Here is a 13,923-nt window from a genome sequence, read left to right on the forward strand (position 1 = left end):
GAAGGTCACAGCGAATGGATGTAGTCATCGGTAGGCGTGCCCGAACCGAAAGGCGGAAAGTTCCTTAACTGGGCGTCCGGCCCCGGAACATCCCACGACGCGCCTCTCTCCAGAATCGGCCCCGGCGACCCGTTGACGATCCCGCTGCCGTTGATCTGGATGTATGAGCCGCCCGCGCCAATCCAGACTTCCTTTGCAGCATGAATGACGATCCTGCCGTCGGTGCTGCTGATCGTGATGTCCCTGAGCGCCGCCAACGCCATCCCGCCGCTCTGGGCCTGCAACTGCACCGCACCTTTAGCGGCGTAGAACTTCATGCCGTCCTGATAGGCAAACAGCGACACCGCGCCGCGTACCGACACGTGATACGAGCGCCCCGCCGACAGGCTGTAATCGCGTCCCGCCGTGATCGCGTGATCGTTCACGCTTGCCATGTGCGTGCTGTCGGCCGCGGTTGTCGCAATACCCGCTGCACTCGCCATCACGACGTCCGGCCGCGTCATTTCGGGCGATGGATTCTCCTCCGTCTTCTGTCCACCCCGGATCGCTTCGTTATGCGCCTTGATGGTGCTGGCCGCATCGCCCTGGCTGGCGTCCATCGTCTGCGCGTTGTGCTGAAGCGCCAGCCGTGACAGCTCCTCGTGCTGCTGCCGCGCCTGCGTGAGCCGCGCCACCGTCTCGCCCATGTCCTTCACCGGCGCACTCGCACCCGCGCGCGCTTCCGTCGTCAGTAACATGCCTCTGTTAGCGCGCATCACCGCATGCGCATCGGTGGCCACCTCGATCCCCTCACCGCGTGCCTCGGTGCGCCCCTTTGTGCCGTCGATACGGGTGTTGAACCCCGCCACAAACCGCGAATTCGCCTGGTCGCTCGCAAGCTGCGCCTGCATCCTGCCGGGTGTATCGTCCAGCGCGAGGTGGTTGGAGCGCAGACCGTACTCGAGGCTCTTACTCCGGATGCCGCTCAGTGCCGCATTGGCCGGCAGTTCCCACGGCGGCATGTTGAATCTGTCCACCACGAATCCCGCGACAACGGGCCGGTCAGGATCGCCGTGCACGTGCGCGACCAGCACCATCTGACCGGCGCGGCCGGGGGCGACGACGCCCAGCTCGCCGCCCTGCCATTGCGTCATGACGCGTACCCAGATCGAACTCGCGCCATCGAGATTCGCCCGCCGGTCCCAGTCAAACTGGATGCGCAGCCGGTTCCGGTGGTCGATGAACATTTCCTTGTCCTGCGGCGCGACCACCACCGCATATTCATAGCCGTCGATGCGCGGCCGGGGCGTGATCTGCGGCAACCGGAAATACTCGTTCGACGGTTGCAGTTCGAACTCCGTGTTGACGGTGTATTGACGCCATGCACCGGATGACGTGCCGACTTCAGTGATGTCCAGATCACAGCGCAGCACGATGTATTCGCGGTTCGCGCGCTCCTGCGGATAGCCCGCAAGCGTGAACGTGCGGCCCGGCTGAAGGGCCTGGAGGTGCCCCCTGCCGGTTGCCCGCAAACCTTGGCAGCGCCGCGCTTCGAGCTTGACCCGCGCAAGGTGCTGGCCTTCGATCTGCTCGTCGTTCGGATGGGCAGACGTGCGTCGCGCCTCGGGCTGGGCAAAGTCAGCGGGCTCGTACAGCTCAATGCGCTGGCTCGCGGTACCGCGCGCGTCCTCATAGGTCTCGCGGTTTGGCACAAGACTTTTTGCCAGCCGCGGCTGTGCGTAGTTATGGTCGTTGACCGTCGCCTTGCCCGGCGTCAGCGTGTAGGCGATCGACAGTTCACTGATGTGTTCCTCGTCAATGCGGCCGCCGGTGTGATAGCGAAGCGTTTCATAGGCCAAGCCATGCGGACGGAAACCACCCAGCAGGTCGGAGATGACAAGCGAATGATAGTCGTCCCGGTGTTCCCACCAGTAGAAGAGTCCGAACTCTTCCATTAAACGGGACACAAATTGCCAGTCCGACTCCCACGCCTGCCGGAGCATGTCGCGCGCGGGACAAGCCCTGCCCCTGCCGGGCCACATTCCGCCAATGCGCCACTCGACGGTGCCCTCGTAGGGTTGCAGCACCTGTTCAAGCACCTCGATCACGGTACCGTGGAAGATGCGCGAATCGCAGTTCAGCGTCGCCCGCCACACGAACGGGCGCAGCACGAAGTCGAACACCGCCGCGCGGTCCTCAACGCACCGGATGCGCGCTGAAACGATTTCGCCATTGATATGGCGGGTATCGGCACCGACGTTCACGCGCCCGGCATCGCCTGTCGCGCCGGCGCGGAAGGTGCCGATGCCCGTAACCTGGATCGCGACGGTGCCCGATGTGCCGACGATCTTCGCCAGGTCGAGCTGCGCGGCACTCGCCGGGTCCTGCAGGAAGTCCGGGTTTTCGACCTCGGTTTCCACGACGTATTCGAACAGCTCGCCCACCGCCTCGCGTCCCCGCAGACTGCGGACCGTCAGCATCGGCTCCCGGGTTTCGATGCATTGCCGGCTGCGGTAATCGACGCCGATGATTTCGGGAAGCGCGGCACCGCTGAACGTGAGGGTGCGCGTTTGCGTCGTCCACCGGGTCATGCGTGCCTCGCTTCAGCGGGTCGGGGAACCGTGGGAAGCGGCCTGCCCGCCCATTGCGTCCACGCATCGCCGGTCGTGTCCGGCGTACGCGGCTGGATAAGCCACGACATTGTTAGCCCCCTCCAAAGTTATGTTTCATATGCCGCTGGCTTTCCGGACAGTTTGGAATCCTACTAAATGCCTCCACGAGGCACCCCTTTTTCAGTGAGGGCTCGCCTTTGCATGTTTGAATCGATACCAGCCCTTTACCGGTCGGTTAGCAGCCACCACCAGAAGGAACATCAATCCAAACGCTCGCCCATTAAAAACGACGTATGGACGCAGCCGCTCACCCATTCGCGCCCGAACCACTCTAGAACAGATCCGATCCCATCCGCACGCTGAAGCCAAGCACCCCTGCAAATTCAGAAAATTCGCCACGGCATCGTCCGAAAATCTGACGCCACGCAAGACTGATCGACATCAACGTCCGCTACACGACCCGCGAAACATCGCGCACCGCTCCAGCGCAAAACGCTAGGAGCCTTGCGACTGAAAAAACAGCGCCCACCGCCGCCAAAATTTCAAACCGTACAAAGCGCAACTACAACCCGCGCCCCGGCTGACAAGCGAAAACGGCTGACAGCAGCGTCCGCCTCGCCGTGGAATGCCACTTGCATCCGCATATACCCAGTGACAGTCGCACGGACCACCATGAGTGAACCTGACCCGATAGAATCCGATCTGCTGGATGCGCCGTCGCCGTCGCGAGACACCGCCGACGCGGCGCCCGCCGTCCCGAACGGCGAGGTGATGGACACCCGCTCGACCTGCGAATGGATTCTGAAGGCGCATCGCGCGAGCGTGTTGATCGACGCCGCCTCCTACTACGCGGTGTTGCGCGAGATGATTCCGCGCGCACGTCATTCCATTTTCATCCTGGGATGGGATATTGACAGCCGCATCGAACTCGTCCCCGGCGGCGTCGACGACGGTTTTCCGCCCAAGCTCTCCGAGTTCCTGTGCGCCGTGCTCGACGCGAATCCGCAGTTGCGCATCTATCTGCTCGGCTGGGATTTCGCGATGCTATATGCATTTGAGCGCGAATGGCTCCCATCCTACAAGCCCGCGTGGCACGCGCATCGGCGCCTCTGGTTCCGGCTGGACGGACGTCATCCGCTGGGTGCGTCGCATCATCAGAAAATCGTCGTGATCGACGACAGCCTCGCGTTCACCGGCGGCATCGACCTCACCGGTTCGCGTTGGGACACGCCCGAACATCGGCCCGACGACCCGCTGCGCAAAAATCTCGGCAAGACGAGCTACGAGCCGATGCACGACGCGCAACTGATGTTCGACGGCCCCGCTGCCGCCGCCATCGCGCATCTGGCCCGCGAACGCTGGCGCCGCTCGCGCCGCAGCGACAAGGCCGGCCGGCCGTTCAACGGCAAGCCGCCGCCGCGAACCGATTTGTGGCCGTCGCGCATCGAACCCGATTTCACCGATATCGACCTGGGCATTTCGCTCACCGAGCCTGCGTACGACGGCAGACCCGCGATCCAGCAAGTGAAGGCGTTGCATCTCGCTACCGTGGCCGCCGCGCGCCGCAATATCTATGTCGAGAATCAGTATTTCACGGCGAATTCGGTCGGCTCGGCGCTGCAAAAACGCATCGCGGAAGAGAACGGCCCCGACCTTGCGGTCGTCTGCCCTTACCGGCAAAGCGGCTGGCTCCAGGAAGCGACAATGGGCGTTCTGCGTGCGCGTCTGCACAAGCTGCTTGAGGCCGCGGACCGCAACGGCCGCTATGCCATGTATGCGCCGGCCGTCGATGCCCCGAACGGCCGGTTCATCAACGTGCACAGCAAGATCATGATCGCCGACGACCGTTTGCTGGTGATTGGCAGTGCCAATCTGAACAACCGGTCGATGGTGCTCGACTCCGAGTGCTGCATCGTGATCGACGCGCGCGACAATCCGCTCAGGCAAGCAGCGATTGCACGCATTCGCAACCGGTTGCTCGCCGAACATCTCGATTCAAGCGAGGCAGACGTGGAGCGGGCGCTCGCGCGTCATGGGCGTCTGAACGCGGCCATCGCGAGCCTGAAAGGACATTCGGCGCGCACGCTTGTCCCGTTGACGCCGGAGGTGCCGCCCGAACTGCGCGACATCGCCGATCGGGTTCACGTTCTCGATCCCGAAGCGCCGATCGAGGCCAATGAACTGCTCGCGCAATTCCTGCCCGAGCCCACGCGTCGTCCCGTCATTGCGAAGCTGCTGGTGCTCGGCGCGCTCGCACTCGGCGTCGTCGCGCTGACGATTGCGTGGCGCTTCACGCCGTTCGGTCATGAATTGACCTTCGCCAAGCTGACGGCCGACGCACAACGGCTCGCCGCAACGCATTTCGGTCCGATTGCGGTAGTCGCGATGTACGCAGTGGCCGCTCTGCTGTCGGTGCCGGTCACGTTGCTGATCGCCGTTACCGGGCTGGTGTTCGGCGCGATAGCCGGGGCCGCCTACGCGCTCGCCGGGACGCTGATCGCTGCAGCGGCGGGCTGGGCTGCGGGCGCCTGGCTCGGTCGCGACGCCGTGCGCGAACTGGCTGGCGAACGCCTGAATCAGCTCAGCGAACGGCTGCGCAGCAAAGGGCTCGTCGCAATGATCCTGCTGCGGCTCGTGCCGGTGGCGCCGTTTTCCATCGTGAATCTCGCGGCGGGCGCATCGCATATCCGCTTCTGGGACTTCATGGCGGGCACTGCGATCGGGATGGCGCCAGGCGTAGTGCTCGCGACTTCGTTCGCCCGTCAACTAGTCACGGCGCTCACACATCCGACGCCGCTTTCTCTGCTGCTCGTCGCCGCGATCGGCGTCGCGCTCGTTTCGATGTCGCTTGTCCTGCGGCGCGTGCTGATGAGGCGCCAATGAGCGGCCGCGCGAACGATACAGTGACGCTCGACGAAGCGCAGCCGGCGCCGCGTGTGCGAACGATGCCAGCACATTCGAGCGATGCGGGCGAGCCGCTGCGCATCGCCACGTACAACATTCACGGAGCCGTGGGCACGGACGGCAAACGCTCGGCGGCCCGGATCGCGCAAGTGATCACAGCTCTGAAAGCCGATGTGGTCGCGTTGCAGGAAGTGCCGCTCGGCGGCGCGGCGAGCATCGACGTGCTGCGCGAACTGCAGGATCTGACGGGCATGCACGCGGTACCGGGGCCGACGCTCGACGGTCCCGACCGGCGCTTCGGCAACGCGGTGCTGACGAATCTCCCGGTACGAGCCGTGCGCACGCTGGACCTGTCGTTCGGCAGCCGCGAAGCGCGCGGCGCCCTCGACGTCGACATAGAAACGGGCCATGGCGTGATGCGCATTGTCGCGACACATCTGGGCCTGTCGGCCCGCGAACGCCGGGCGCAGGTGCGGCTGCTGCTGGAAGCCTTCGATACGCCCGATCTCCCCGTCATCCTGCTCGGCGATCTGAATGAATGGTTCGTTTGGGGATGGCCGTTGCGCGCGCTTCTCACGCGCTTCGGCCGGGTGGCCGCGCCGCGCACGTTTCCTTCGCGCTTTCCGACTTTTGCACTGGACCGCGTGTGGGTGCATCCGGCCGCGCGTCTCGTCGATATCGAGGTGGATCGGAGCAAGCCCGCGCGAATCGCGTCGGATCATCTGCCGCTCGTCGCGCGCGTGTTGCGCTGAGCCGGTCCGCCGATCGCAACGGTTGCAGGCGAGGCCGATGGAACGGCGCGTGCTGCGTCTGCGGTACGCATTGCACGCAAATGTCGTTCGCGCGCCGTTCGGAACGACCCCAGCCAAGGAGATGACCCCATGACCGACCACCAGGACGCTTCTTCCTCTTCTTCGAACAACGACCCCGCCACGCCGCCCTCGCCGAACACGCCTTCGCAAGAGGGGTTGTCGGGGCCGGGGCCGGCTCAGCCACGAGCGGTCCCGACGCCGGCGCCGGGCACGCCGCGCACGCCCGGCGGCAATCAGCTCAACGCAATCGACGAAGCCGACGCCGACAAGGTCGTGCCGAAAAATCCAGAAGAGACGCAACTGCGCGACACGACCTCGCCGCCGGGCGCGGGCAGTCACAGCATCGACGACGACGGGTCGCCGCCCAAGCCGTTATAAGCACGCAGTGCTGCCTGACGCCCCGAAGCGTCAGGCCTCGATCTTCGATATGACCGCGGTTGCCGGATCGTACCGATAGCCCTTCTGTTCGAGGCGCTCAGCGAGCGTCGCGCTGATGAGCTTTTGCTGCGCGTCGCGCGACACCAGATCGTGATCCGGCTTCAGGCGTTCAAGCTCGGACGACAGCCGCCGTAGAAGCGCGACCTCCGCCGCGCTGCGCGCGTCGAGGAAGGTCACCTTCTGATTCGTCGCGCTGAGCCGCTGCTTGAGTTCCTTGGCGTGCGCGACCCACTGCTCGGCCAGCGTATGGAGTTCGCTGTACGCCTTCTCGTGCGCCTTCGCCTGAGTGGACATCTGACGGCGTAGCGACGCGATTTCGTCGGCCATTACCGCTTCCTTCGATTCGGAAACCGGCGACGGGCTCTCCGGCGACGCGCTATCCGGCGACAGGGGGTGTTGCTGCGCCTGTTCCAGTCGTTGCGCATGTGCTGTTTCGAGTTCGGCAAGCTGGCGCTCGAGGTCGGCGACGCGCTGTTCGGCGGCCTCTGCGCGGCTCGCCGCCGACGATGCCTGCTCTGCGAGCCGGCCGGTCTCCGCCGTCGCGGTCGCATTGGCTTCGCTCATGGCGACGAGCTGTTCGCGGGCGGCATCGAGTTCCTGCTGCACACGTTCGACCTCGGCGCGCTGGGCGGCTGCTTCGTCGCCGTGAGCCGAGTTCGCCTCGCGGTGTGCCGCTAGCTCGGCGCGCGCCTGATCCAGTTCGGTCTGCAGCGCCGCAAGCTGCGCGAGGCTTTCGCTCGCCTGTAACGCGGCGTCCTGCGCACGCGACGACGCCGCACTAGATTCGTCCGCCCATTTCTGCACTTCGCGCGCGTGTGTCTGGCCGGCTTCACTCAGCGTGGCCGCCTCGTGGCGCGCGGCATCGCGCTCTTCAATAAGACGCGCGATCTCCACGTCCTTAGCGACGGTAGCGCTGCTCAACGCTTCGCGCGCCTGACGTTCTTCGTCCAGAGATGTTTCGGCGGCTTGCAGCCTGGCTTGCGCTGCCGACGCGCGTTCTTCCGTCTCTGCAATGCGTGCTTGCGCCGCCGAAGCGTGTTCCTCGGCGCTTTCTTCGGCATGGGCAATGCGCGCTTGCGCTGTCGACGCACGCTCTTCGGCTTCTGCAGCTCGCGCCGCCGCACCGGCTGCACGTTCCTCTGCCTCTGCAATGCGCGCCTCTGCTGCCGAGGCGCGTTCCTCGGCCTGCGCGATGCCCGCTTGCGCCGCTAATGCGCGTTCGTCAGCCTCCGCCACGCGCGCTTGCGCGGTCGTTGCGCGCTCCTCGGCTTGCGCGACGCGCGTCTCCGCCATGGCCGCCAGCTCGTCTGCCTGTGCAACACGCGCCTCCGCTGCCGCCGCTCGCTCTTCTACTTCCGTGATGCGCCGTTCGGCGTCCGCTGCCCGCTGTTCGGCCTGGGCGACCTGCGCCTCTGCATTCGAAGACCGCTCCTCGGCCTCTACAACCCGCAGCTCCGCAGTCGACGCCCGCTCCTCGGCCTGTGCTACCCGCGCCTCCGCGGTCGAAGCCCGCTCCTCGGCCTCCACAACACGCGCCTCCGCGGTCGCCGCACGCTGCTCGGCCTCTGCGACGCGCGCCTCGGCCGCCGCTTCGCGCTCCTCGGTCTGGGCCACGCGCGCTTCCGCCTCCGCGGTGCGGTCCTCGAGTTCGGCGACGCGCTCCTCAGCGGCTTTCGCCCGGTCCCGTAACGCCGACAGTTCGGTCGCGAGGCGATTCACCGCGTCTTCCGAGATGCTCAGCGCGTTCGTGAGCGTCGCAACGCGCTCGCGCGCCAACTCGGCTTCGGCCAGCGTGTTCTGATATTCGACTAGCGCCTCGTCACGCTCCGCGGCAATCGCACCGGCGTGCTCGCTTGCTGCGGCAAGACGCTGATTGACGACGCGCTCGGCTTCCTCGCGGGCGCTCGCCCACACGTTGCCCGCGGCATTCAGCATCGTCTGGGCAACATCTTCCGGCAAGCCGGCCGCGACAGGCGCCTCTGGCGCGGGTTGCCGCGCTGCACGCCAACGCTCGAGAGCCTCGGACACGGCGACGATCGAGCCGCTGCGCACCTCTGTCCAGACCGCCAGCGCCGAAACTTTCCTGCCTTCGCCAACCATGCGGTCTGCAATGTGAGCCACCCGTTCATCGGTGACGGTGTCTGTTTCCATGGACATGAACGCCTCGAAATTCAAAGTAAGCAGGCGGAGATCAGACCTTCCGCGCCGTCGGTAGTGCGCGGTATTTTACCGGGCAATTCCGGCAGGCCACGGCGGGACGCTTGGAGGCGGCCCGCCCCCTGGAACGCGGCGCGGCCGTATTGCATTCGCGGTTCATCGTCAGTTGCCGCTATAAACGACTTTCCAGACGACGTTACCCACGTCGTCGGCGACATACAACGCGCCCGCCTTGTCGACGGCCACGCCGACCGGCCGCCCCAACGCATGCCCGTCCGCGCTCAGAAAGCCGCTTAGAAAAGTCTCCGGCATCCCTGCTGGCCGTCCGTCCGCGAACGGCACGAAAATAACCTTATAGCCGCTATGCTGCTTGCGGTTCCATGACCCATGCTGGCCGACAAATGCGCCGCCCCAGTATTGCCGAGGAAAACTCCTGCCGGTATAGAACGCCAGTCCGAGCGACGCGGTGTGGTTGCCGAGCGCATAGTCCGGCGTGAGCGCGCTCGCCACCTTGTCCGGTCGCTGCTCCTTCACGCGCGTATCGACATGTTGCCCATAGTAGCTATAGGGAAATCCGTAGAAGCCGCCGTCTTTCACCGCGGTCATGTAGTCGGGCACGAGGTCGTCGCCCAGCTCGTCGCGCTCGTTGACGGCGGCCCACAATGCGCCGCTATCGGGTTGCCAGTCCATCCCGTTCGGATTGCGAAGACCAGACGCGAACACGCGCGAGCGCCCGCTCGCAAGCGTCAATTCGAGGATGAGCGCTCGGCCCTCTTCGGCCTGAATGCCGTTCTCAGCGACGTTGCTATTCGAGCCGACCGTGATATACAGGCGCTGTCCGTCGCGGCTCGCCACGACATTCTTGGTCCAATGATGATTGATCGGCCCCGCCGGCAGTTCGGCTATCTTCTCGGGCGCCGCAGTGATGTGCGTGTCGCCGGCATGGTACGGAAAGCGCAGCAGCGCGTCGGTATCGGCGACGTAAAGGTAGTCGCCGACGAGCGCCATGCCGAACGGCGAGTGAAGGCCCGACAGAAACACATAGCGGCTTTGTGCGCTGTCGCCCTGGCCGTGCAGCAGCACGATCCGGTCGGGGCTCGGCACGCCCGCGCCCGCGCGCTTCATCACCTGCTTCATCACCTGTTTGCGGATCCAGCCGACAATGCCCTCATCCTCATCGTGCTGAGCCGGCGCATTGCTCTCGGCGACCAGCAGATCGCCGTTCGGCAGCGGATACACCCACCGCGGATGGTCGAGCCCGCCCGCGAACGCCGTCACCTTGAAGCCTTGCGGCGCAACGGGCACGCTTTGGCTGTCGCGCGCCTGAATGGGCGCGATGTTCACCGTCGGAAACAGCGACGTTTGCGGCGCGGGCAGTGGCGGATGCGGACCCAGCCCGGTGTCGCCGATATCGCCCGCACCGGACGCACATGCCGCGAGACTTAAAGTGAGAGTCAGCGAGAGACTCCACGTGAGCATCCCGGCAGACCTGCTCAGGTGCGCCTGGCTACATGCGGCGTCGTGGTTATTCATTGCATTCGCCTTGCATATTGCGGACTCCGTAACTGTGTCTAGATTTCGCTGCGCCTCAACAGATAATCGAGCCCGCCGACCCGATACCATCGGTAGCCATACGGTTCGAGTACGACCGCGTGCCGGCCGTCGTCCTGCTCTTCGCTGTGGTCGTCGGAAAGAAGGTTGATGAGCCGGTTCTGGCCCGGCTCGTTGCAGCCAGAGCGGAATTTCACCGTGCAGGCCTCAGCGCCGAAGTTGTGCAGGCACAGAACCGAGTTGTTGCGCCAGTCGAAACGAAGCGCAAGTACGTCGCTTCGCGACGTGCGCAGCACGTCGAAGTCGCCCCAACTGATTTCGGGCACCTCGCGGCGCATGCGAATCATGCGTTCCATCCAGTTTAGAAACGAGTTGGGATCGCGCCGCTGGCTCGCCACATTCACACGCTCGAAGCCGTAAGCGCCGCCGGTTATCACGCGGCAAGGCGGCTTCGCATGCTTGGTGAAGCCGCCTTCAGGCTCCGTCGACCATTGCATTGGCGTGCGCGCGCATTCGCGCTCGGGTAGCCGCAAATCGTCGCCCATGCCGATTTCGTCGCCGTAACGGAAAACGGGCGTGCCGGGCAAGGTGAGCATCAGGCTGTAGGCGAGCTCGAGCCGGCGCCTGTCGCCCGCGAGCATCGGCGCGAGTCTGCGGCGGATGCCGCGCTCGTACAGTTGCATGTCGGGCTCGGGCGCGAACGCCGCAAACACGGCCTCGCGCTGTTCGGGCGTGAGGCGGCCGAGATCGAGTTCGTCGTGATTGCGCAGGAACACGCCCCACTGCGCGGTCGCCGGGCGCGGTCTGGTCGCCGTGAGCGCCTTTTTCAACGGTGCGGTGTCGCCAGTCGCGAGCGCATAGAACGTGTTCTGATTGAGCTGGAAATTGAACATCATCTGCAGGCGTTCGCCTTCGTCGCCAAAATACTCAAGATCGGTATCTGGCAGCACGTTGGCTTCCGCGAGAATGATCGCGTCGCCCTGACGCCATTGCAGGAACTCGCGAAACTCACGCAACATGTCGTATTGCTCGACGGGCTGGCGCACCTTCGGGCCTTTCGTGGCGATGACGAAGGGCACGGCGTCCATGCGGAATCCCGACACGCCGAGCTGAATCCAGAAGCCCATGATCTTCAGCAATTCGGCTCGCACGTACGGATTAGCGGTATTCAGGTCAGGCTGGAATTCGTAGAAGCGATGGAAATACCAGCGCTTCGCCTGCTTGTCGAAAGTCCACGTCGATTTCTGCACGCCGGGAAACACCACGCCGTCTTTCGCATTCGGCGGCTGCTTGTCGGACCAGACATACCAGTCGCGATACTGCGAATCGGGATCGCTCCGTGCTTCCCGGAACCAGGGGTGCTGATCGGACGTGTGATTGACCACGAGGTCGATCATCACGCGCAAGCCGCGCTCGCGGCACGCATGCGTGAACTCGGAAAAGTCGCCAAGCGTGCCGTATTTCGGATCGACGTTGTAATAGTCGGAGATGTCGTAGCCATTGTCGCGGCCCGGCGAAGGCTGGAAAGGCATCAGCCAGATCGTCGTGACACCGAGCCCTTGCAGGTAGTCGAGCCGGCGCAGAAGGCCCTTGAAGTCGCCGACGCCGTCGCCGTTCGCGTCCATGAACGTGCCCACCGAAAGGCAATAGACGATGGCGTTCTTGTACCAGAGATCGTTGAGCATGCGGTCTTTGCGTGGCACCAAAACAATCGATCGTTGAGGGGAATTGCAATGTCGGAACTGGCATGGTGGCAACGCGGGGTGATCTACCAGATCTATCCGCGCTCGTTTCAGGACAGCAACGGCGACGGCATCGGCGACCTCGCCGGCATCACTTCGCGTCTTCCGTATCTCGCCGGGCTGGGCGTCGACGCAGTCTGGCTTTCGCCGATCTACCCGTCGCCCATGGCCGACTTCGGTTACGACGTCGCCGACTACTGCGATATCGACCCGATGTTCGGCACCCTCGGCGACTTCAAGCAATTCGCGGACCGGGCTCACGAACTGGGCCTGAAGGTGCTGCTCGACTTCGTGCCGAACCATTCGTCGGACCGGCACCCATGGTTCGAGGAAAGCCGCTCGTCACGCGACAACCCTAAGCGCGACTGGTATTTGTGGCGCGACCCCGCGCCCGATGGCGGCCCGCCGAACAACTGGCTGAGCCGCATGGGCGGCTCCGCGTGGGAATGCGATGATCGCACCGGCCAGTACTACTACCACGCGTTTCTGCGCGAGCAGCCGGATCTGAACTGGCGCAACCCTCAGGTGCGCCGGGCAATGGACGACGTGTTGCGGTTCTGGCTCGATCGCGGCGTGGACGGTTTTCGCGTCGACGTGCTGTGGCTGCTGATCAAAGACGCGCAGTTTCGCGACAACCCGCCAAATCCCGCGTATGAGCCGGGCCAGCCGGAGCATCATCGGCAATTGCAGACCTACACCGAAGACCAGCCCGAAGTGCATCAGATCGTGCGTTCAATGCGCGCGACGCTCGACGAGTACGGGGAGCGCGTATTGATTGGCGAAATCTATCTGCCCGTTCCACAACTCGTCAGGTACTACGGCGCGAACGGCGATGGCGCGGACATGCCGTTCAACTTCCAGTTGCTGAATGCGGCGTGGAATGCGGGCGAAATCGCACGCATGATCCGCGATTACGACAGTGCGTTGCCCGAACATGCCTGGCCCAACTGGGTGCTGGGCAACCACGACAATCCGCGCGTGGCGTCGCGCGTGGGCGCGGCGCAGGCACGCGTGGCGGCTGTGCTGCTGCTGACACTGCGCGGCACGCCGACGCTTTACTACGGCGATGAAATCGGCATGGCAGACGGCGAGATTCCGCCCGATCAGGTGCAGGACCCGGCCGAGCTCCGGCAGCCCGGTATCGGCCAGGGACGCGATCCGGAGCGCACGCCGATGCAGTGGGATGCCGCGCTGCCGGGTGCCGGTTTTACAAACGGCAGGTCATGGTTACCAATCTCGACGGACACCAGCGTGCGCGCGCAGGACGGCGATCCATCGAGCATGCTGTCGCTCTATCGCCGGCTGCTCAGGTTGCGGCGCAGCAATGCGGCGCTCGTGCTGGGCGCGATTGAAAACGTCGCCGCCTCGGGCGATGTGCTCACTTATGAGCGGCATTATCGCGGGCAGCGGCTATTTATCGCGCTGAACATGGGTGCAGCGAATGCGGTGATGGAGCCGCGCTCCGGCATAGTGCTGTTATCCACGCTCGCGGGCCGCGAGGGGCAAGCACTTCCGGAAAGCGGTTATCGTCTGGCCGGCGCAGAAGCGATCATTGCCGCTTATATGAACGCCGCCCGGCTTGCAAGGTAATAACGCTGCGACGTTCGACAGGGATTTGGTTGCAGGCTTATATCCGGCATCTGCAGGCCGAGCCTGCGTGCCCTGATGGAATTCGCCAAGAACGACCTCTGCTATCTAGCGCGCTCGAAGCGCTCAGCGTCAATCAGG

At 64.6% G+C, this 13,923-nt stretch carries 8 protein-coding genes; 4 read left to right on the forward strand and 4 right to left on the reverse strand.

Features of this window, described 5'->3' with window-relative positions; translation table 11 throughout:
• Window positions 1–5: 5 nt before the first annotated feature.
• A complete protein-coding gene (locus OH764_RS24280) occupies window positions 6–2,570 on the reverse strand; it encodes a type VI secretion system Vgr family protein (protein WP_498851152.1) in 2,565 nt (854 codons plus the stop codon).
• 693 nt (window positions 2,571–3,263) lie between these two features.
• On the opposite strand from OH764_RS24280, the gene OH764_RS24285 reads away from it, so the two are divergent.
• From OH764_RS24285 to OH764_RS24295, 3 genes are all read left to right on the forward strand, one after another.
• Window positions 3,264–5,474, forward strand: coding sequence for a VTT domain-containing protein (locus OH764_RS24285; protein ID WP_498851153.1), 2,211 nt, complete (start codon window positions 3,264–3,266; stop codon window positions 5,472–5,474).
• Window positions 5,471–6,247, forward strand: a complete 777-nt coding sequence (locus OH764_RS24290) for an endonuclease/exonuclease/phosphatase family protein (protein WP_498851154.1) — start codon at window positions 5,471–5,473, stop codon at window positions 6,245–6,247. Before OH764_RS24285 ends, OH764_RS24290 begins: the two co-directional genes overlap by 4 nt.
• Before the next feature lie 129 nt (window positions 6,248–6,376).
• Window positions 6,377–6,685 carry a hypothetical protein gene (locus OH764_RS24295; RefSeq protein ID WP_498851155.1) on the forward strand — a complete coding sequence of 103 codons (309 nt, stop codon included), beginning with the start codon at window positions 6,377–6,379 and terminating at the stop codon, window positions 6,683–6,685.
• 30 nt (window positions 6,686–6,715) lie between these two features.
• On the opposite strand, the gene OH764_RS24300 is transcribed toward OH764_RS24295, so the two are convergent.
• The 3 genes from OH764_RS24300 to OH764_RS24310 all read right to left on the reverse strand — a co-directional run bounded on the left by OH764_RS24300 (window position 6,716) and on the right by OH764_RS24310 (window position 12,138).
• A complete protein-coding gene (locus OH764_RS24300; protein WP_498851156.1) occupies window positions 6,716–8,902 on the reverse strand; it encodes a DNA-binding protein in 2,187 nt (728 codons plus the stop codon).
• A gap of 162 nt (window positions 8,903–9,064) precedes the next feature.
• A complete protein-coding gene (locus OH764_RS24305; protein ID WP_498851274.1) occupies window positions 9,065–10,381 on the reverse strand; it encodes a PQQ-dependent sugar dehydrogenase in 1,317 nt (438 codons plus the stop codon).
• 92 nt (window positions 10,382–10,473) lie between these two features.
• Window positions 10,474–12,138, reverse strand: a complete 1,665-nt coding sequence (locus OH764_RS24310) for an alpha-amylase family protein (RefSeq protein ID WP_498851157.1) — start codon at window positions 12,136–12,138, stop codon at window positions 10,474–10,476.
• A 48-nt stretch (window positions 12,139–12,186) separates the two neighbouring features.
• Between OH764_RS24310 and OH764_RS24315 the strand changes: the two genes are divergently transcribed.
• A complete protein-coding gene (locus OH764_RS24315) occupies window positions 12,187–13,785 on the forward strand; it encodes an alpha-amylase family protein (protein WP_498851158.1) in 1,599 nt (532 codons plus the stop codon).
• The last annotated feature ends 138 nt before the right edge of the window (window positions 13,786–13,923 follow it).

This window comes from Burkholderia sp. M6-3 (assembly GCF_050858985.1).
GTDB lineage: Bacteria > Pseudomonadota > Gammaproteobacteria > Burkholderiales > Burkholderiaceae > Paraburkholderia > Paraburkholderia caledonica.

Bases quoted from the DNA above. Each gene is read 5' to 3' on its own strand.
- OH764_RS24315 (WP_498851158.1), top strand. From the start codon at position 12,187: ATGTCGGAACTGGCATGGTGGCAACGCGGGGTGATCTACCAGATCTAT.
- OH764_RS24285 (WP_498851153.1), top strand. From the start codon at position 3,264: ATGAGTGAACCTGACCCGATAGAATCCGATCTGCTGGATGCGCCGTCG.
- OH764_RS24305 (WP_498851274.1), bottom strand. From the start codon at position 10,381: ATGCTCACGTGGAGTCTCTCGCTGACTCTCACTTTAAGTCTCGCGGCA.
- OH764_RS24310 (WP_498851157.1), bottom strand. From the start codon at position 12,138: ATGCTCAACGATCTCTGGTACAAGAACGCCATCGTCTATTGCCTTTCG.
- OH764_RS24280 (WP_498851152.1), bottom strand. From the start codon at position 2,570: ATGACCCGGTGGACGACGCAAACGCGCACCCTCACGTTCAGCGGTGCC.
- OH764_RS24290 (WP_498851154.1), top strand. From the start codon at position 5,471: ATGAGCGGCCGCGCGAACGATACAGTGACGCTCGACGAAGCGCAGCCG.
- OH764_RS24300 (WP_498851156.1), bottom strand. From the start codon at position 8,902: ATGTCCATGGAAACAGACACCGTCACCGATGAACGGGTGGCTCACATT.
- OH764_RS24295 (WP_498851155.1), top strand. From the start codon at position 6,377: ATGACCGACCACCAGGACGCTTCTTCCTCTTCTTCGAACAACGACCCC.